18 protein-coding genes and 1 pseudogene are annotated in these 18,016 nt (G+C 69.2%); 6 read left to right on the top strand and 13 right to left on the bottom strand.

The genetic code is table 11. The annotated features are described in order from the left end of the window. Together ACE3O8_RS08880 and ACE3O8_RS08875 are read right to left on the bottom strand one after the other, a co-directional pair. Positions 1–460: tetrahydrofolate dehydrogenase/cyclohydrolase catalytic domain-containing protein (locus tag ACE3O8_RS08880; protein ID WP_374388900.1), on the bottom strand; the 460-nt coding region annotated here is incomplete at its 3' end. Further along, a complete protein-coding gene (locus ACE3O8_RS08875) occupies positions 457–756 on the bottom strand; it encodes a YggT family protein (RefSeq protein WP_374388898.1) in 300 nt (99 codons plus the stop codon). The genes ACE3O8_RS08875 and ACE3O8_RS08880, both read right to left, overlap by 4 nt. 87 nt (positions 757–843) lie before the next feature. On the opposite strand from ACE3O8_RS08875, the gene recF reads away from it, so the two are divergent. From recF to ACE3O8_RS08860, 3 genes are read left to right on the top strand one after another with little or no spacing between them, the layout of a single operon-like run. After that, on the top strand, positions 844–1,944 hold the full coding sequence (gene recF / locus ACE3O8_RS08870) for a DNA replication/repair protein RecF (protein WP_374388896.1): 1,101 nt from the start codon (positions 844–846) through the stop codon (positions 1,942–1,944). Positions 1,945–1,991: 47 nt separating this feature from the next. Further along, a complete protein-coding gene (gyrB, locus tag ACE3O8_RS08865) occupies positions 1,992–4,397 on the top strand; it encodes a DNA topoisomerase (ATP-hydrolyzing) subunit B (RefSeq protein WP_374388894.1) in 2,406 nt (801 codons plus the stop codon). A gap of 46 nt (positions 4,398–4,443) precedes the next feature. Then, on the top strand, positions 4,444–4,929 hold the full coding sequence (locus ACE3O8_RS08860) for a hypothetical protein (protein ID WP_374388892.1): 486 nt from the start codon (positions 4,444–4,446) through the stop codon (positions 4,927–4,929). A gap of 17 nt (positions 4,930–4,946) precedes the next feature. Here the strand turns inward: ACE3O8_RS08860 and ACE3O8_RS08855 are convergent, their stop codons facing one another. The 11 genes from ACE3O8_RS08855 to ACE3O8_RS08805 form a co-directional block, all read right to left on the bottom strand. Continuing rightward, positions 4,947–5,330 (bottom strand): hypothetical protein, encoded by a 384-nt coding sequence (locus ACE3O8_RS08855; protein ID WP_374388890.1) that lies wholly within the window; start codon positions 5,328–5,330, stop codon positions 4,947–4,949. Beyond that, positions 5,327–6,652 carry a type II secretion system protein GspL gene (gene gspL / locus ACE3O8_RS08850; RefSeq protein WP_374388888.1) on the bottom strand — a complete coding sequence of 442 codons (1,326 nt, stop codon included), beginning with the start codon at positions 6,650–6,652 and terminating at the stop codon, positions 5,327–5,329. Before gspL ends, ACE3O8_RS08855 begins: the two co-directional genes overlap by 4 nt. Continuing rightward, positions 6,649–7,566, bottom strand: a complete 918-nt coding sequence (gene gspK / locus ACE3O8_RS08845) for a type II secretion system minor pseudopilin GspK (RefSeq protein ID WP_374388886.1) — start codon at positions 7,564–7,566, stop codon at positions 6,649–6,651. The genes gspL and gspK overlap by 4 nt, the downstream gene beginning before the upstream one ends. Further along, a complete protein-coding gene (locus ACE3O8_RS08840; protein ID WP_374388884.1) occupies positions 7,563–8,117 on the bottom strand; it encodes a type II secretion system protein GspJ in 555 nt (184 codons plus the stop codon). Before ACE3O8_RS08840 ends, gspK begins: the two co-directional genes overlap by 4 nt. Further along, a complete protein-coding gene (locus ACE3O8_RS08835; protein WP_374388882.1) occupies positions 8,114–8,557 on the bottom strand; it encodes a type II secretion system protein in 444 nt (147 codons plus the stop codon). Before ACE3O8_RS08835 ends, ACE3O8_RS08840 begins: the two co-directional genes overlap by 4 nt. Next, positions 8,529–8,954 (bottom strand): type II secretion system major pseudopilin GspG, encoded by a 426-nt coding sequence (gspG, locus tag ACE3O8_RS08830; RefSeq protein WP_374388880.1) that lies wholly within the window; start codon positions 8,952–8,954, stop codon positions 8,529–8,531. Before gspG ends, ACE3O8_RS08835 begins: the two co-directional genes overlap by 29 nt. A 1-nt stretch (position 8,955) precedes the next feature. Next, a complete protein-coding gene (locus ACE3O8_RS08825; RefSeq protein WP_374388878.1) occupies positions 8,956–10,128 on the bottom strand; it encodes a type II secretion system F family protein in 1,173 nt (390 codons plus the stop codon). Beyond that, a complete protein-coding gene (locus tag ACE3O8_RS08820; RefSeq protein WP_374388876.1) occupies positions 10,125–11,675 on the bottom strand; it encodes a GspE/PulE family protein in 1,551 nt (516 codons plus the stop codon). The genes ACE3O8_RS08825 and ACE3O8_RS08820 overlap by 4 nt, the downstream gene beginning before the upstream one ends. A gap of 2 nt (positions 11,676–11,677) precedes the next feature. Continuing rightward, positions 11,678–13,795, bottom strand: coding sequence for a type II secretion system secretin GspD (gspD, locus tag ACE3O8_RS08815; RefSeq protein ID WP_374388874.1), 2,118 nt, complete (start codon positions 13,793–13,795; stop codon positions 11,678–11,680). Continuing rightward, the gene (locus ACE3O8_RS08810) at positions 13,792–14,391 is read right to left on the bottom strand and encodes a type II secretion system protein N (protein WP_374388872.1); all 600 of its coding nucleotides are present in this window, start codon (positions 14,389–14,391) and stop codon (positions 13,792–13,794) included. The genes gspD and ACE3O8_RS08810 overlap by 4 nt, the downstream gene beginning before the upstream one ends. A gap of 168 nt (positions 14,392–14,559) precedes the next feature. Next, positions 14,560–15,303, bottom strand: a complete 744-nt coding sequence (locus ACE3O8_RS08805) for an A24 family peptidase (RefSeq protein ID WP_374388870.1) — start codon at positions 15,301–15,303, stop codon at positions 14,560–14,562. Between the two features lie 117 nt (positions 15,304–15,420). Here ACE3O8_RS08805 and ACE3O8_RS08800 point away from each other — a divergent pair, with 117 nt between their 5' ends. The 3 genes and pseudogenes from ACE3O8_RS08800 to ACE3O8_RS08790 all read left to right on the top strand — a co-directional run. Further along, the gene (locus tag ACE3O8_RS08800) at positions 15,421–16,089 is read left to right on the top strand and encodes a hypothetical protein (RefSeq protein ID WP_374388869.1); all 669 of its coding nucleotides are present in this window, start codon (positions 15,421–15,423) and stop codon (positions 16,087–16,089) included. Then, a complete protein-coding gene (locus ACE3O8_RS08795) occupies positions 16,089–17,099 on the top strand; it encodes a hypothetical protein (protein ID WP_374388867.1) in 1,011 nt (336 codons plus the stop codon). Before ACE3O8_RS08800 ends, ACE3O8_RS08795 begins: the two co-directional genes overlap by 1 nt. Beyond that, positions 17,096–18,016 (top strand): annotated as a pseudogene (locus ACE3O8_RS08790) (hypothetical protein); the annotation flags it as partial. The gene ACE3O8_RS08795 and the pseudogene ACE3O8_RS08790, both read left to right, overlap by 4 nt.

Genomic DNA, 18,016 nt, shown 5'->3' with positions numbered 1-18,016 from the left:
TCGCTTCCAGCAGGCGCAGGCAGCCCAGCGGCGTGCAGGGGACGAAACCGTCCAGCCCTGTCGCCAGCCGCCCGGCGTTCACCGGGTGGAAGCCGTCCACATCCTTGTCGGGCGATATGGCGGAAATCACCGCCGCACTGTCGATGTGCGGCGGCAGCGGCAGCTGCACCAATATGCCATCCACCCCCGAATCGCGGTTCAGCGCCTCCACCAGCGCCAGCAGCTCTGCCTCGGGCAACGCCGCGTCACGCCGGTGCTCGATCGAGGTGATGCCGGCATCCCGGCAGGCGCTGATCTTGTTCTTCACATAGACCTGGCTCGCCGGATCCTCGCCCACCAGCACCACGGCCAGGCAGGGGGCGCGGGCGCCGGCCGCGGCACGGGTGATCACCTGTTGCGCGATTTCGGCGCGCAGGCGCAGGGCGTGGGCCTTGCCGTCGATGATCTGCCCGGTGGTCATACCAGAAGATCCAGCGCCAGGCCCTGCAGCAGCCGCTGCGTCAGCATGATGCCCAGGACCAGCACCAGCGGCGACAGATCGATGCCGCCCATGTCGGGCAGCAGGTTGCGGATCGGCCTCAGCAGCGGGTTCAGCAGCCGGTCCAGCCCCGTCAGCACGGAATGGACGAAGCGGTTGTTGAGGTTCACGACATTGAAGGCCACCAGCCAGCTGAGAATCGCCTGGATGATGATCACCCAGATGAAGAGCTGAAGAAGGTAGACGACGAATCCGATGAGTTCGGCTGCGGTGTTCATGCGGTCGACACATCCTATGTCGTTGGGTCGGGTCAGTCCCGCCTCTAGCCGCTCTGCGCCGCGGCGGCTAGACGCTCTGCTGTGCCGGTGCCCGTCCATCTCCTGTCGATCGAGCTTCGCGGTTTCCGCAATCATGGGCTGACGCGGCTGCAGCCGGGTGCCGCCCCCTTCGTGCTGCTGACGGGGCCGAACGGAGCCGGCAAGACCAACCTGCTGGAGGCGGTTTCGCTGCTGGCCGTGGGGCGGGGGCTGCGCGGCAGCCCGCTGTCTCAGATGGCGGCCGCAGGCGGTGCGGGCGGTTTCACCATTCTGGCCGACCTGCTGCCCGATCCCGGCCTGCCGCCCATCTCGATCGTCACGGCCACGCGCGCCGACGCGCCGGAGCGGCGGCTGCTGAAGATCAACGGCGCGAACGCCGCCCTGTCAGCCCTCTCTGACTGGTTGTCCCAGCTGTGGCTGACGCCCGCGATGGATCGGCTGTTCGCCGATACCGCGTCCGCCCGCCGCCGCTTTCTGGACAGGCTGGTGCTGGCGCTCAGCCCCGGCCATGCCGGGCACGCCACCCGCTACGAGGCGGCGATGCGCGCCCGCACCCGGCTGTTGACGGCCGACGAACCGGCCGATCCCGCCTGGCTGACCGCGCTGGAAGCACAGATGGCCGAGCATGGCGCTGCGCTGGCCGACGCGCGGGCGGCCGCCGTTTCGGCGCTGGATCGCCAGCTGGCGGCAGCGCCGGACGGGCCGTTCCCCAAGGCCGCGCTGGCGCTGTCAGACCCTGATCAGACGGATCTGCCGGGCCGGCTGCGCGCCGCGCGCAGCGCGGACAGGGCGGCCGGGCGGGCGACGCAGGGGCCGCACCGGCAGGATCTTCTCGTCACCCATGCCGACAAGGCCCATGGAGACGGGCGGATGCCGGCTGCGCTTGCCTCCACGGGGGAGCAGAAGGCGCTGCTGGTTTCCATCCTGCTGGGCCATGCGGCGCTGGTGGCGGAGCGGACGGGCCGCCTGCCGCTGCTGCTGCTGGACGAGGCGGTCGCCCATCTCGATCCCGACCGGCGGCGGGCGCTGTTCGCGCAGCTGGCGGCGCTGGGCGGGCAGGCGTGGCTGACTGGCACGGATCCGCTGTTGTTCGAAGGGCTGGAAGCGGCCCGTTTCACCGTTTCGCAAGGGGCGATTTCAGCCGGCTGACACCGCTTTTGCTGGCATCGCGCAATCGCATTCCCTATAGACTTTGCATGAGCGAAGAGACTGAGAAGAGCGCCCTCCCGACCGGTGACTATGGTGCTGAATCCATTCAGGTTCTGAAGGGGCTGGAGGCCGTCCGGAAGCGGCCCGGCATGTACATCGGCGACACCGACGACGGGTCGGGCCTGCATCACATGGTCTTCGAAGTCTCCGACAACGCCATCGACGAGGCGCTGGCGGGCTATTGCGACCGCGTTCTCATCCAGCTGAACGCCGACGGGTCGGTCACCGTGGAGGACAATGGCCGCGGCATCCCGACCGGCATCCACCCGGAGGAAGGCGTTTCCGCCGCCGAGCTGGTGATGACGCAGCTGCACGCGGGCGGCAAGTTCAACAACCAGGAAGGCAACAGCTACAAGGTGTCCGGCGGCCTGCACGGCGTTGGCGTCTCGGTGGTGAATGCCCTGTCTGACTGGACAGAACTGCGCATCTGGCGGGACGGTCATGAACATTTCATGCGCTTCCGCCAAGGCGTGCCGGAAGCGCCGCTCGCAATTGTCGGCCCTCAGGGGGACAAGCGCGGCACGGCCGTTACCTTCCTGCCCTCGATCGAAACCTTCCGCACCGGGATCGAGTTCGATTTCGAGAAGCTGGAGCATCGCTACCGGGAACTCGCCTTCCTGAACTCCGGGGTGCGGCTGTTCCTTGTCGATGCCCGCCATGCGGACCGCAAGGAAGTGGAGCTGTTCTACGAAGGCGGCCTCACGGAAATGGTCCGCTGGCTGGATCGCACCAAGTCGGCGCTGATGCCCGAGCCCGTCGCCATTCGCGGCCAGCGCGACGACATCGGCATCGAAGTCGCCCTGCAATGGAACGACAGCTATTACGAACAGGTTCTCGCCTTCACCAACAACATCCCGCAGCGGGACGGCGGCACCCACATGGCGGCCTTCCGCTCCGCGCTGACGCGGACGCTGAACGCCTATGCCGAAAAGTCGGGCCTGCTGAAGAAGGAAAAGGTCGGCCTCAACGGCGATGACATGCGCGAAGGGCTGACGGCCGTCGTCTCGGTGAAGCTGCCCGATCCGAAGTTCAGCAGCCAGACAAAGGACAAGCTTGTCTCGTCCGAAGTGCGGCAGCCGCTGGAATCGCTTCTGGCCGACAAGCTGGCCGAATGGCTGGAGGAAAATCCCCAGTCCGCCCGCGCCATCGTGCAGAAGATCATCGAGGCCGCGATCGCCCGCGAAGCCGCCCGCAAGGCGCGCGAGGCCAGCCGGAAATCCGCGCTGTCCATCGCTTCGCTGCCCGGCAAGCTGGCGGACTGTCAGGAAAAGGATCCGGCCAAATCCGAACTGTTCCTGGTGGAGGGTGATTCCGCCGGCGGCTCGGCCAAGCAGGGCCGCGACCGCAGCTTTCAGGCCATCCTTCCGCTGCGCGGCAAGATCCTGAACGTGGAGCGCGCCCGGTTCGACCGGATGCTGGGGTCCAAGGAAATCGGCACCCTCATCCAGGCGCTGGGCACCGGTATCGGCCGCGACGAGTTCAACCTGGAAAAGCTGCGCTACCACAAGATCGTCATCATGACCGACGCCGACGTGGACGGCGCGCACATCCGCACCCTGCTGCTGACCTTCTTCTACCGGCAGATGCCGGACCTGATCCGGTCCGGCCATCTCTTCATCGCCCAGCCGCCGCTCTACAAGGTCACGCGCGGGCGGTCCGAAGTCTATCTGAAGGACGAGGCCGCGCTGGAGGAACATCTGGTCTCCAACGGCGTTTCGGGCATGATGATGGAGATCGACGGCGAAACCATCTCTGGCGCGGACCTTTCCGCGCTCGTGGACCATGCCCGGCGCATGAAGCGGCTGATGGCCTATGTGCCGCGCCGCTATCCGCCCGCCCTGGTTGAGGCGCTGGCGCTGGCCGGCGCGCTGAACCCGGAAGGCGGTGACACGGCAGCAACCGCTGCGGGACTGGCCGACTGGCTGAACGCCGGTTCGCAAGGGTGGACGGCGGAACCCGCGGCCGAAGGCGGTTTTGTGATCCGGCACCTCGATCGCGGCGTGACGGATGCCTTCGTGATCGACCGGGCCTTCATCGCCAGCGCCGAAGCCCGCAAGCTGCACGCGCTTGCCGCGCCGCAGGCCGGCCGCTGGGCGCGCCCGGCCCGGATCGGAATCGCCGCAATCCGCCGCCCGTCGGAACTGCTGGATGCCGTGATGGAAGCGGGCCGCAAGGGCCTTGCCGTCCAGCGCTACAAGGGGCTGGGCGAGATGAACGCCGAACAGCTGTGGGAAACCACGCTGGATCCGGCCGCCCGCACGCTGCTGAAGGTGGAGATCGGCGACGCGTTCGAAGCGGACGAAACCTTCACGAAGCTGATGGGCGATGTTGTGGAACCCCGGCGCGAGTTCATCCAGCAGAATGCCCTGTCGGTCGCGAACCTCGACATCTGAGGTTCAGGCCGGCTGCCGGACAATCAGCCGCAGGAGGAGTGAGACGATGCGGATCCTGATCGGCGCATGGCTGCTGCTGGCGGCCAGCCCTGGACTGGCGCAGGCGCAACAGCAGCAGTCCGGCGCGGACCGGCTGGGCGACAAGGCGGAAAATATCGTGCGTCAGCCCGTGAAGGATGTGGGGCTGATGCGCGAAAATCCGCCCGAGGTGCTGAAGGATGCCCAGCGCGCGCCCTATTCGCTGGCCGGGATCAAGCGCTGTCAGGATATCCGCCGCGCCATCGGAGAGCTGGATGTCGTGCTGGGCCCCGATGTCGATGCCGTCGATGAAAAGGGCGACGCCCTGCCGGAGCGGCTGGCGGAGGCCGGGGCGAAATCCATCGTCAACTCGCTGATCCCGTTCCGCGGGATCGTACGCGAGGCAACGGGTGCTGCGGAGGCGGACCGGAAGTTTCGCATGATGGTGGCGGCCGGGATGGCCCGGCGCGGCTTCCTGAAGGGGATCGCCAAGGAACGGAACTGCCCGGTCTGAGGCAGCGCCCGGACCGGTTAGCCGCAGGCCCGCATCCCGCCCACCGGAACCGACAGCGTCTCGCCCGTGGTGCCGCCTTTCGCATCCACCTGTTCGATCCGCATCGAGCCCGAACTGATCAGCTGCCCATTCTGGATCTGTCCGCCGGTGGCGAATTCCAGCCGCAGCGCCACGCGATAACCGTGGCCGCCGAATTCGCCCGGCGCGAACTGGGCGATGTCGAACATCTGCTTGCCCTTGCGCAGCCGGATTGTCTGCGCGCTTTCATCGACCATGGCGATCCGGAACGGCGTTTCCGTCCGGGCCCACAGGAAGATGCGGCAGCGGCCGGGGGCAGCCGCCTGCGGCGGCAGCTCCGTCAGTCCCATCAGCGATGCGGCGGCGGCCGCCAGCAGGATCATGGCCGGACCTCCAGCGTCGCGGACAGTGTCTCGTCTGCATTGCGGCGGATCTCGGCGGCGGAAAAGCGCGCGCCCTTCATTTCAAGGTCCGCGATCAGCGGCAGCAGCACGGTCGATCGGGCAGCCGGAATGGCAATGCGCCCCCCGGCAGCCGCCGCCGGATCGGCAAGGCCCGCCGTCACCAGCGCCGCCGCCACCTGGTCCGCCGTCATCGGCGTGCCGCGCGCCTTCGCAGCCGCCACCAGCGCGGCATCCTGCCGGGCCGCCACCAGCCGCAGCATCGCCAGCGACAGCGCGCTGTCGTTCGCAGGGCGCCCCGCCACACGGTCGCCAAGGGTCACGCTCGTCCCATCGGCTTCAGCCACGAACGGGCCGCCCGCCATGCGCGGGCCGACAAGGTTGATCGCATCCGCCGGGCCGCCCAGCCCGATTGCCAGCGCGCCGTCCGGCGCCAGCTTCACGGTGTCGAAACGGGCGCCGGGAATGGTTTCGATGCTGTGGGCGGCAAAGCTCAGCCGCGCCCCCAGCGCACCGCCCTCGGCGGCCGCGCGGGCGCCCGCCAGCGCCTTCGCGCCCGCCACCGCATCTGCCGGGCGCTGCCCAAGCGTCTGCGCCGCCAGTTCCACCACGGCCTGGTCATAGGCGGCGATCGCCGCCATGCCCCGCGCCCGGTCGATCAGCGGCGGGGCAAGCGCGAGCAGCAGCACCAGCAGGGCCAGCGCCCCCGCCCACAGGCGGAATCGCCGGTCGCGCCACCAACGGTCGCGCGGGGCGAATTCGCCCTGAAGCAGATCAAGGGGAAGTTCGTCGGGCACGGAAGCCGGCGCGAATTCGCTCAGCTGCACGAACCGCCCCAGCAGGCTGGTGCCGCTCAGCGATGACGCCAGCGAGGGTTCGACAAGGCCGGCCAGATCGCTGGTCCGTAGCAGCACCCGATCCCCGAAGCGGGCCATGCTGGGTGCGCCTTCGGCTGCATCCAGCAGCAACGCCGCCGGCACGACATGGGCAGGGTCAGCGCCGGCGGCCTTCAGATGCGCCAGATGATCCGCCATCCGCTGCCGCTCGATCAGTGCGACCCAGCTGTGCCCGTCCGCGTCCACGGGCCCCACGGCCACATGCAGCTCCTCGATCGGCTGGGCGGCCAGATCCGTCACGCGCATGCGCGCCTCCGAAAGCCGTTCCCGCACGTCGGTTTCCGTCAGCGCCAGCCGGTGAAGGGCGATGTCGTCGCCGGGCAGCAGCGCGACCAGCGGGCTGTCGCCGTCGCCGTCGTCGCTCCCCAGGTGCAGCACCCCATCTTCTGTTTCCAGCACAAACGTCATGATGCCTCTTCCACGGCCCGCCAGCGGCTGGATACCACAGCCGCCGGTTGTTCCAGCGTATCGATCAACAGGTCGCGCGCAATGCGGATCTTCGCTGTTTCCACTTCGATCGCCAGCGTCATCCAGCGCGTGCTGGTTCCCAGCTGCTCCGCCGCGCCCCCGGCTTCCTCTGTCCGGCTGCCGGACGACCCCATGAAATCAGAGGCGGAGGACCAGCCCGCAGCGGGCCGGGCGGCAATGGCGCGCCGCGCCTCATCTGCCCCCAGCCCCATCGCGGCCAGCAGCGGCGCCTTGTCCGGCGTCAGGCTGTTGATGTTCAGCGCCGCCGTCTCCCTGGAGGGCAGGGCGCACAGCAGCGGCCCCGCCAGCGCCCAGTGCTGCGCCGTCACGCCGGGGATGGCGGCCCATTCCGTCGGGTCCGCCCACAGCTGGCCGGTCTGCGCCAGCCGGTTGGCCGTGGCTCTTGAAATGCTGGTCGCCTCCATCAACGGGATGCCCGACGCCGTCAGCAGCCGGGCGAAATCCTGCGGCCGGGCAGCGGCGGGGGTTACCCCGGTGCTGGTGGTGGCGGGCGGGCGGGCAAGGCTGTTCAGGTTGAAGCAGTTGCCGCCGTCGCGGAAGCGCGCTGTCACCTTTCCGCCGGGCAGGTCGAAGGTGAGCGGCTCCTGGATGACGGCAAGGTTGTTGCGCGACTGCGCCTTCAGGCGGGAGATGATGGACACCGCCATGGTCACGCCCGTGCTGGCGAGCAGTTGCGCCTCCGCCTGGGCCTGCGCCGAGCTGATCCGGTCGCCGGCCGCCTTCAGCCGCGAAAGCCCGGCCGTCGCGAATCCCGCCAGCAGCACCACCATCGCCAGAACGGCCAGCAGCGCCGCGCCCCGTTCCGACGGGCTTGCAGTCGGGCCGGCTTTCATGCCGCCACCAGGAATTTCAGCGTCACCGGCGACGCCCCCTGCCGCTGAAGCGTCAGTTCCACGGCCCGGGGCAGTTCATCCGGCGCGGGCGGGTTCCAGTCGTCCCGCCAGCCGCCGCGATCCGCCACCCGGATCCGCACCGATTCCACGCCCGACAGCATCACCACAGGCTCGCCCGGCGTGGCGAGGTCGATCGCGGGGAAAGGCTGGCGCAGCCACTGGCCGTCCACCAGCCCCCAGGCGACCTTCTCGATCCCCGGCAGCACGTCGCCGCCGCGCGTGCGCACCAGAACAAAGCCATCCGGCGTCAGGGTGAAGGCGGGCAGGGGCTTGCCGTCCGCCGCCAGGCTTGGCCGCTGCGCGGCCTGTCCCAGGTCGGCCGCCAGCACGCTGCGTGTCCGGTCCAGTTCCGCCAGAGAGGAAAGGGCGCTGCTGGTCGCCGCGAAGCTGCGGGTCGCGCCTGTCGTCATGGCGGTGGCGATCGTCGCGATGATGCTGAAGATGAGCAGCGAGACGAGCATCTCCACAAGGGTGAAGCCGTTGCGCGTCATCGGGCGGCCCCCACCACCGGCGGGTTGCCGCGCGGGCGGATCAGGCTGCGTGTGGCGATCGGCTGGCCCCCTTCCGCCCCGGTCACGGCGATGTCCAGCCGCACCAGATCGGGCATCAGCACGGGATCCGGCGCCGGGGCAGGCGTCACCTGCCAGTGCCATTGCCGCCCGCCGACATCCGCCACACCGCTTTCAGCGGACAGCGGCGCGGCCGGCGCAACCAGCAGGTCGATCGCCAGATTGTCCGCCGCAAGCCGCGCGGACGCCGCCGCCGCCAGCGAGGCGGTACCCTGCAACTGGAAGGTCTGGAAGCGCGCCAGCGTCAGCCCCACAAGGCTCAGCAGCAGCATCGCCACCAGCATCTCGATCAGCGTGAAACCGGCCTCCGGATCGCGCGCGGGGCGGGGCGGGCTATTTCGCGTCGGAACGCAGGTCCGCATTTTCACCTTCGCCGCCCTCCGCGCCATCGGCGCCCAGCGACCAGACGACATAGGGCTGCCCGTTCCCGCCGGGCACGGCATAGCCATAGGGCCTGCCCCAGGGATCGTTGGGCAGGTTCTTCAGCTTGGCGCCCGTCATGCCCGGCGCGGTCAGCACGGCCAGCCCTTCCTCCGGCGTCGGGTAGCGGCCCATGTCGATCCGCCAGAATTCCAGCCCCTGCTCGATAAGGGCAATGTCGGCCTCGGCCTTCTGCACCTGCGCCCGGCCCTGCATCGGCAGCACGTTGATCACCACCACGGTTGTCAGCAGGCCGATGATCGCCAGCACGACCAGCAGTTCGACAAGCGTGAATCCCTGTTCCGACTGGCGGGGACGGCGGATGGCGGGGGCAGACATGTCAGGGCGCTCCGATGGACGAACCGGCAAGGGTGTTGAGTTCAAGGATGGGCAGCAGCACGGCCAGGATGATCACCCCGACCATGCCGCCCAGTATCACGATGATCGCCGGTTCCGCCAGCGCCAGCAGGGTGCGGCTGCGATCGGACAGCTGCCGGTCGAGGCTGGTGGCCGCCGAATCGAGCAGCGGCGCCAGCCGGCCCGAGCTTTCGCCCGACTGCACCAGAGACACCAGCAGCCCCGGCGGGTTCGGAAGCAGCGGCAGCGTCGCCGAGAGGGATGAACCGGCGCGCACCTGCGCCACCATCTTCGCGGTCGCATCGCGCCAGGCCATGTTGCCCAGCGTCGGAGAGGTGATCTGCAACGCCTCTGCCAGTGGCAGCCCGGCGGACAGCATCGTCGCCAGCAGCCGCGACCAGCGCACCGCCTCCAGCGCCGACAGCCAGCCGCCGATGCCGGGCAGGTCCAGCAGCCATCTGTCCATCCGGCCCCGGTTTTCGGGTTGCCGCCGCCATTGCCATAGCCCGGCGGCCGCCAGCAGCGGGATCAGCAGAAGCAGCCACCACCAGCGCTGCACCGCACCGGAAAGCCCCAGGATGATCCGCGTCAGCAGCGGCAGCGCCTGGCCGGAGCCCGTCAACTGGTCGGCAATCGCCGGCACTACGAACAGCAGCATGGCGATGATCACGCCCACCGCCACCAGCATCAGCAGCGCCGGATAGGCGAGCGAGGAAATGAGCCGGGACCGCAGCGCCACCTGCGCCTCCAGCGTGTCGGCAAGCCGCCCCATCAGAAGCGGCAGCCGGCCAGAGGCTTCGCCCGCCGCGATCGTCGCCTTCACTTCGGGCGGAAAGGCCGAAGCCGGCAGCGCCGCGGCCAGCGAGCTTCCCGCCTGCAAGGCCCGGTTTGTGCGCTGCAGGACCAGCCGGTCGCTTTCCTTTCCCGGCTGGCGCGCCAGCGTGGCGACGGCATCGGAAATGGGCATCACGGCGGCCAGCGTCGCCAGCTGGCGAATCATTGTGGCGCGGGCCTGCGCGCCCAGCCTTGGTTCGGCGCGGGCCTGCGCGCCCGGCCGGGGGGCGGCCGGATCGGCCTTTTTCGGGCCGATGTGGATCGGCCGCTTCCAGAAAGGCAGGTCGCCCGCGCCCTTGGCGGGGCGAAGCGGGGCGTTCATGGCGCGCCGGTCGGGGAAATGGCGGCCGGGTCGATGCCGCCCGCCACGCCCGCATGGCTCAGGTCACGCGCGGGCTCGCCCTGGAACAGCGGCAGCACCTCGGTCGGCGTGGTGCGCCGGGCACGCACGGCCTCGCGCGCGGATTCCTTCAGGCTGCGGTGCAGGCCGGCGGCTTCCAGCCGTCCTTCGCCCGCGCCTTCGTTGATCAGGTTGCGCACCGGGCCGTCGGCCGTGATCAGCTCGAACAGGCCGCGCCGCTTCAGATAGCCTGTCTGGCGGCAGCTGGGGCACCCATTGGCCTTGGCGACGGGAATCCCGGCCGGCAGACCCAGCCGGGCGGCAAGCGGGGCGGGCAGCGGCTCTTCCCCCACGCACACCGGGCAAACCTGCCGCGCCAGCCGCTGCGCGACGACGGCGCGCAGCGTGGCCGCGATCAGGAAGGTCTCCACGCCGAAGTCGCGCAGGCGGGTGATGGCCCCGGCCGCCGAATTGGCGTGCACGGTGGAGAGCACAAGATGCCCCGTCAGCGCCGCCTGAACGGCGATCTCGGCGGTTTCGCGGTCGCGGATTTCGCCCACCATCACCACGTCGGGATCCTGCCGCAGGATGGCGCGCAGCCCCTGCGCGAAGGTCAGGCCCACACGGGTGTCCACCTGCGTCTGCCCCACGCCGGGCACGGCATATTCCACCGGGTCTTCCACCGTCAGGATGTTGCGCTTGCCGTCGTTCAGCAGCTTCAACGCGGCATATAGCGTGGTGGTCTTGCCCGCGCCCGTCGGCCCCGTCACCAGCACGATGCCGTTGGGCGCGCCCAGCGCCTCGGTCAGCGCGCCCAGCGTCGTCGGGTCGAGCCCCAGATCCTTCAGCTCCAGCCCCACGGAGGACTGGTCGAGAATCCGCATCACCACCCGTTCGCCGCCGCGCGCGGGCAGGGTGGACACCCGCACGTCCAGCGCACGGGCCCCCAGCGTCAGCGAGATCCGCCCGTCCTGCGGCAGCCGCTTTTCCGCGATATCCAGCCGCGCCATCACCTTCACCCGGCTGACGAGCATGGGCGCCACCTGCGCGGGCAGGCGCAGCACTTCCTCCATCACCCCGTCGCGGCGCAGTCGGACGGACATGCCCTCTTCCTGCGGCTCCAGGTGAATGTCTGAGGCGCCCTGCTGCACCGCCTGCGCCACCAGCGCGTTGATCAGCCGGATCACCGGGGCGGCATCGTCATTGTCCAGCAGGTCGGCGGTGTCCCGCGCCAGCGTGGCGAGGTTGGAGGCCGCCGCCGCGTCGGCCGCCGCCGAAAGCCCGTCCGTGGCATAGGTTTCGGACAGCAGCCGGTCGAACGCCTCCTCGCCCAGCGTGTCCACATGCACCGCGCGCCCCGCCACGCGCCGCGCCTCCAGAATGGCGGCGGGCTTCGCGCCGCGCCGGATCGCAAGCCTGTCGCTGCCGGGCACCATCAGCACGCCATGCGTCCGCGCAAAGGCATAGGGCAGCAGGATCTGCGCGGGCCCCATCGTCGGGCCGGAGCCGGCGGACGGCGGGGTTGCCACCGTTACCGGCCCTTCGGCGGGGCCGCAGGGGCGGGCTGGGCCGGGGGCGGGAAGGGCGCCGGCTTGTAGGGCGGCGCGACCCGCAGATAATCCCAGGCCATCGCGTCCAGCTGGCTGTAGCCGACCATCGCTTCCTGCGATTCCCGCACGCTGTCCCAGCGGTTGGCGGTCACCGCATCGCCATCCTCGCGCGTGCGCACGATCGTGGGGCGGATGAAGATCATCAGGTTGGTCTTCACCCGGCTCTTGGTGGTCGAGCGGAAGAAGACGCCGAGGCCCGGAATATCCCCCAGGATCGGGATTTTCTGCAGCGACTTGCGCTCATTGTCGTCCAGCAGGCCGCCCAGCGCCAGGATCTGCCCGTCACCCACCGTCACGGCGGTTTCCAGCTCGCGCTTGTTCAGGATGAAATCCGTCTCGGCCACCGTCGCCGCGATGGAGGAGACGATCTGGTTGATCGTCAGCGTGATGGTGCCGCCGGCGTTGATCTGCGGCTTCACCGCCAGCTGGATGCCCACATCCTGCCGGGAAACCGTCCGGAAGCTGTTGTCCAGATTATTGCCCAGCGCCTCGCCGGTGGTGATCGGGATTTCCTGCCCCACCAGGATCCGCGCGGGCTGATTGTCCAGCGTCATGATGGAGGGGGTGGACAGCACGTTGGAGTTCACGTCGCTCTTCACCGCGTTGATGACGAAGCCGAAAATCGTGCTGCCGCCAAGGCTTGCGATGCCGGAGGTGAGGCCCGTGGTGCCCAGCAGCGACTTCACCGCCGCATCCTGGAACTGGGTGGCGGCGTCGCCCGTGATCACGCCCTTTTCCGCCGCCACCGCGCCTGCGATCGCCAGCAGGTTCGGCGCCGCGTTGGAGAAGTTGGAGGAAATCAGCGGAACCGTGCCATCCTTGCCCGCCAGCATGAACTGCACGCCCAGCTGCCGGGCGGCCGTGTCGGAAATCTCGACGATGATGGCTTCCACCTGCACCTGCGCCCGGCGGGTATCCAGCTGGCGGATCACTTCGCCCAGCTCGCGCTGGATTTCGGGCGGCGCGGCGATGATCAGCGCATTCGCCCCTTCATAGCGGGCGATGATGGCGCGCCGCCGCGAGTTGCCGGCGGCCACGCCCACATTCCCGGCCGTCGTCGTCGCGGCCGGTGCAGCGGCAGCCTGCTGCTGGGCCTGTTGCTGCCGGTTGCCGAACGGCGTGCCGGCAAGGCCCTGGATGCCCGTGCTGGTCTGCACCGGTGTCGGCGTCTGCCCCATCAGTTGCTGCAACACCGGCATCACGGCGCTGGCGTCGGCATGCTGCAGGAAGATGACGCGCGATTCAGACCCGCCGGCCGCCTTCTGATCCAGGTCTCGGGCGATCTTTGCCACCCGCGCCACCTGCGCCTGTTCGCCCCGGATGGCGACCGCGTTGGAGGCGTCGACCGGCACCACCGACACGGCGGATGCCGTCGTCCCGTCGCTGCCGCCGGGCTGGCGAACCAGCTGCTGCAGCGAGGTGGCGAGGTCGCGCGCCCCGGCGTTGCGCAGCTGCACAACCTGCGTGGTCGATCGATCGCGGTCGATCTCCCGCAGGATCTGCCGGGCGCGGCTGATGTTGTCGGCGAAGTCGGCCACGATCACCGCGTTTCCGGCGCGGTTGGCAGAAGCCGTGCCGTTGCGGCTGAGGACGGGGCGCAGCGAATCGACCGCCTGCTGCGCGTCGATGTTGGTCAGCGGGATGACGGAGGTGGAAAAGCGCGCGCCGCCCACCCCGGCGCCGGCTTCGGCCGGCTGCACGCGATACTGGCCGGTGCCCGACGGCACGGCGACATAGCCATTCGCCCTCAAGGTCGCCAGGAACAGCTCGAAATACTGGCTGCGCCCCAGCGGCTTTTCCGACACCACCGAAACCTTGCCCTGCACGCGCGGGTCGATCACGAACGTCGCGCCCGTCACCCGGGCGACATCGTCGATGAAGGCGCGGATGTCGGCATCGCGCAGGTTCACCGTGGTCTGCGCGGCCAGCGGCGAAGCGGCGGCAATCGCCAGCGCCGCCAGGGCTGTGCGCCACAGGCCGGAGCGCGACGGTGCCGGGCGCGGCGGTGCCGGGCGCGACGGGTCGGCGCGGCGCATCATGGCTGCGGCTCCGGCGCGGGCGCGCGGGCCGCCGTCGAAACCACCTTCTCGTCCTCCTCGTCCGGCATCACGGACGGGGGCGCTGTTTCAGGCGTCAGCCCCGACCCCTCGGCGGGCGGCGACGCGCCCGGCGGCGGGGACTGGCCCGGGTCGAAGCGCTGCACGGGGCCTTCGCCGCCGGAATCGATCCACAGCGCTTCCCGCGTGCCGGCCCTGTCCAGCACCACATGATCGGCGGCGATGGCCGCCAGCGTCACGCCGTCGGCGATCGTTTCGCCAACGGAAAACACCTTCTGCATCCCGTCTCCGGCGGCAATGATCGCGCTGCCGCGCCCGGTCGCGGAATCTGCCCGCACGCCGTGCAGGGTGAAGGGCAGGGCTGTCACGGGCAGCCCTTCGCCACTGTCGGCGCGGGCGGGGAAAAAGGGGTCAAACCGGGCGAGCAATGACCTGTCCGCCAGTTGCGGGGCCTTGAACGGCGGAATCGCGGGCAGCGGCTGACGGATCACGCCCACAGCCCGCCACGCGAGCAGCATCGCCGCCAGCACAAGCGCGCCCAGCAACAGATGACCGAAATGGACTCGGGACAGCGTCATGCAGCCGGGCCGATTCCCGGCCCGCCATTCCCGCCAAACAGGCCGAATTTCCGACAGATAGCGCGCGTCAAACTGGCCTCGAGGCTGGATTTCAGGGGTGCCGACCCCAATGGCGTAAGGCTGTTACCGATTCGTTTCAAGCACTTGTCCCCCTCGTCCACAGGCGCTTCAGACACCGCCTGCCGCATTCGCGATCAGCCACATCGGGAAGCCCGCAAGCGCCAGGCACGCCCCGAACGGAACGCGGATCGGCGCGCCTTCTTCCCCGGCCCCCCGCCAGCGGGAGAGGGCGGCAAAGGCCAGCCCCGCAACGGATGCCGCCAGAAGCAACGGCCCCAGGTAAGCCGGGCTTAACCAGGCCCCCAGCGCGGCCATCAGCTTCACATCGCCCAACCCCAGCCCTTCGCGCCCGCGCAGCCAGCGATAGAGAAGGGCCAGCAGCAGCAGCCCGCCGCCGCCGATGGCCGCCCCCAGCAGCCGGTCGGTCAGCAGGCCCGGCCCGCCGGCCAGCCCCAGCGCCAGCAACGGCAGGGTCAGCCGGTCCGGCAGCCAATAGTGTGCAAGGTCCAGCGCCAGCAGCGCCAGCAGCGTCCAGCCCAGCAGCGCGCCCCAAAGGCCCTGCGGCCCCGGCACCGCCAGCATCGCCAGAAGGCCGATCGCAGCCGCCGTCAGCTCGAACAGGGGATGTCGCGCGTCGATCGCAGCGCCGCAGGCCCGGCACCGGCCCTTCAGCGCCAGCCAGCCCAGCAGCGGCACCAGATCGGCCCAGCCGACTGCCGCACCGCAACTGTCGCAGCGGGACCGGCCCGACAAAGGTTTCCCCTCCGGCCAGCGGATCACCAGCGTTGCCAGGAAGGATCCGGCAACCAGCCCCAGAAGGGCGCCCAGACTCGGCCACAGCAGCGCCGCCATGGGGCATGGCGTCCGGCAGCGCGGCGGAAAAGTAAAGGGCGCGTTCCCTGCGCCGGGTTGCAACATCCTTAATTTCCGTCAATAACTTCAACGGGGTCAGTGGCGGGGGAATGAAGCGTGTCGAACGTCGCCGGCAAGGCCTATGCGATGAATGTCGTCACCCCGATGCGGCCGCGGCGCTTCGGCATCAGCCGCACCTGGGTCAATCATTTCCTCTTCTATGCCGCGCGCGCACTGCCCGACCGGCTGATGGGCCTTCTTGGCCTGTCCATCATCCATTTCGCGCGCTGGGTGATCGTAAGGCGCGATCAATGGCCCGATCTCGGCCAACCGCCAGAGGAATTGATCAACGATTACACGATCTTCGTTTCCAATTTCAACGGAACCTGGGATCAGTATATCGATGCCTTCGCGGATGGCCTGCCATCCGGACTGGACCTTTTCTGGTACTCGGCCACCAAATATCCGAAGTCGATCCCGATCAGCCCCTTCAAGGCCTATATCCGCGCCAACCAGATCGACACCGATCATTACTACAACGCCACCCCCGGCGCGGCGCAGCGCGACATCAAGGCGGCGCTGCGCGTGCGCCGCGCGGTGCTGCGGCTGGAACAGGCGCATGCCGCAGGGCCGCAGGCCTTCCGGGCCGCCTGGGTGAAGGAACTGCGCACCGTGCAGAATGATCTGGGCTCGCCCGGCTTCGCGCCGGTCGCCTCCAACGATACAGCCCGCGCCGATCTCAATCGCCAGCCGCTGGTGCTGGCCCGCTGGGGCGGAGGCGAATAATGCCCAACATCGACGGCGGCCATTATTTCCTGACCCTGCTGGCCCCGGTGAAAACCGGCGAGCCGGTGACGGACGGCGGCGTGGTGACGACCCATGCCAACCTGCTGCGGGAAGAGCTGGCGAACCTGCCCACCGCGATGCAGAGCCCGGTTTCGATCGACACCGGCCTCGTCAGCCCCTTCGCCCAGTGCCGGCGCACCCATTTCCTGCGGATGTTCGTGCTGGATCAGCCGATGTACAACGGCCGCGATCCCATCGACCCCTTGTGGAATGTCATCAAGAAACGCGATCCGCTGGTGCATCAGCCGTTCGACGTTCTCTCCCGCCCATGGCTGGTGCTGGCGACCGATTTCGATCTCCGCCCGGACGAGCCTGACAAGGGCCTCAGAAGCTGGGCCGAAGGGCTGTGGACCCGCACCGAGGCGGAGATGCGGGCCATCTTCGTCCACTGCCATGGCTTCGAACAGGTGAATTCCGCCGGCAGCTTCGCCGACTATGTGGCCCGCTGCCAGGTCGAAACCACGATGAGCTTCAATGATTACTGGCCCGGCCGGCCGCCTCTGAAGGGCCTGACGCTGAACGGCCTGCTGTGGCGCGCGGTGCTGCCGGCGGTTGCGCTGGCGGGGCTGGCGCTGCTGCTGGGCTGGGGCTGGTGGGCGCTGGCGGGGGCCTTGCTGGGCCTCGCCGTCGGCGTGCTGCTCGTCATCCGCCTGCTGTGGACCAAGGGCAAGGCCGCCTTTCCCCCCGCGCCGGACAGCGACCTGCCCAGTGTGCTGAAGGCGCTGCATGTGCAGCAGCGTTTCGCCTTCTTCGCGGAAGCCGTGCAGGGCATGGATGCCGATGCGCTGCACGCCAGCTTCGGCCAGTGGCTGTCGGGCGTCCGCCCTGCAGATCCTGAAAGCCCGACACAGGCGCCGGGCGTGATCCGATCCGATGGGGTGCAGCTGGAAATGCCGGAACTGGTCGCAGACAAACAGGTGGATGCCGAGGGCAAGGCGGTGGTGCTGTGAGCGCGCCGCTGCCCGTGGAGCTGGAACTGGGCGACCTGCAGGGGGGCATCCTGTCCGCCTATGGCAAGCTTGGTTTCCCCAAGGCCCGCTACATCCTGTTCCACGCCAAAACGCCGGCGGCAGGCCGGGCCTTTGTGGAAGCGCTTCGCCCGAAGGTCACCACGGCACGGCGCTGGCCCAGCAGCAAGGGCATCGCAACCGGCGTCAATCCGCAGGCGCGGCCCGATTGCACGCTGAACATCGCCTTCACCTTCTGGGGCCTGCTGGCGCTCGACGTGCCGACGCGCACGCTGCGCGGCATGCCCGACGAGTTCATCGACGGCATGGCCGTGCGCGCCCCGATCCTGGGCGACGATGTGAAAGACAATGGCTTCGATTACTGGGATCCGGTGTGGAAGCCCGGCCAGCCCAAGGCGCACATGCTGGTGATGCTGAACGCCCGGGCGGACGACGACGGAAATGCCCTTCCCGCACTGCAGGCGTTGACCGATTTCGTGCTTCAGGCAGCCACCGCCAGCGGCGTGACGCTGCTGGAAGGCCACAAGGGCGCGGATACCCGCTGGCAGGAGCTTTCCGCCATCTATGCGCCGGGCCCCGATGGCAAGCCAAAGCCGCAGCCGACCGAACATTTCGGCTTCGTGGATGCAATCGGCGACCCGGTCTTCGAAGGCCAGTATCCGGGCCGGGAAGAGCTGTTGCGCTGCGTGGGGCAGGGTGCGGTGGATGGCCGGGGCAACTGGCGGCCGCTGGCGCCCGGCGAGTTCATCCTTGGCTGGGCAGACGAGGCACAGGAAGTGGCGGGCGGCGCCATGCCGCTGGATTTCAGCCGCAACGGCAGCTTCTTCGCCTATCGCAAGCTGCACCAGCATCTGGATGCGTGGGACGAATGGGTCAGCGCCCGCGCCAGGGATCTCGCT

Source organism: Sandaracinobacter sp., assembly GCF_041909755.1.
Lineage (GTDB): Bacteria > Pseudomonadota > Alphaproteobacteria > Sphingomonadales > Sphingomonadaceae > Sandaracinobacteroides.
This window is presented reverse-complemented; position numbering and strand designations above follow the sequence as displayed.

What these genes read in the sequence shown, in the direction of transcription:
- gspG (WP_374388880.1), bottom strand. Translation starts at nt 8,954, where the DNA reads ATGTCTGCCCCCGCCATCCGCCGTCCCCGCCAGTCGGAACAGGGATTC.
- ACE3O8_RS08795 (WP_374388867.1), top strand. Translation starts at nt 16,089, where the DNA reads ATGCCCAACATCGACGGCGGCCATTATTTCCTGACCCTGCTGGCCCCG.
- ACE3O8_RS08840 (WP_374388884.1), bottom strand. Translation starts at nt 8,117, where the DNA reads ATGACGCGCAACGGCTTCACCCTTGTGGAGATGCTCGTCTCGCTGCTC.
- gyrB (WP_374388894.1), top strand. Translation starts at nt 1,992, where the DNA reads ATGAGCGAAGAGACTGAGAAGAGCGCCCTCCCGACCGGTGACTATGGT.
- gspL (WP_374388888.1), bottom strand. Translation starts at nt 6,652, where the DNA reads ATGACGTTTGTGCTGGAAACAGAAGATGGGGTGCTGCACCTGGGGAGC.
- ACE3O8_RS08875 (WP_374388898.1), bottom strand. Translation starts at nt 756, where the DNA reads ATGAACACCGCAGCCGAACTCATCGGATTCGTCGTCTACCTTCTTCAG.
- ACE3O8_RS08805 (WP_374388870.1), bottom strand. Translation starts at nt 15,303, where the DNA reads ATGGCGGCGCTGCTGTGGCCGAGTCTGGGCGCCCTTCTGGGGCTGGTT.
- ACE3O8_RS08825 (WP_374388878.1), bottom strand. Translation starts at nt 10,128, where the DNA reads ATGAACGCCCCGCTTCGCCCCGCCAAGGGCGCGGGCGACCTGCCTTTC.
- gspK (WP_374388886.1), bottom strand. Translation starts at nt 7,566, where the DNA reads ATGAAAGCCGGCCCGACTGCAAGCCCGTCGGAACGGGGCGCGGCGCTG.
- ACE3O8_RS08835 (WP_374388882.1), bottom strand. Translation starts at nt 8,557, where the DNA reads ATGCGGACCTGCGTTCCGACGCGAAATAGCCCGCCCCGCCCCGCGCGC.
- ACE3O8_RS08855 (WP_374388890.1), bottom strand. Translation starts at nt 5,330, where the DNA reads ATGATCCTGCTGGCGGCCGCCGCCGCATCGCTGATGGGACTGACGGAG.
- ACE3O8_RS08860 (WP_374388892.1), top strand. Translation starts at nt 4,444, where the DNA reads ATGCGGATCCTGATCGGCGCATGGCTGCTGCTGGCGGCCAGCCCTGGA.
- ACE3O8_RS08810 (WP_374388872.1), bottom strand. Translation starts at nt 14,391, where the DNA reads ATGACGCTGTCCCGAGTCCATTTCGGTCATCTGTTGCTGGGCGCGCTT.
- gspD (WP_374388874.1), bottom strand. Translation starts at nt 13,795, where the DNA reads ATGATGCGCCGCGCCGACCCGTCGCGCCCGGCACCGCCGCGCCCGGCA.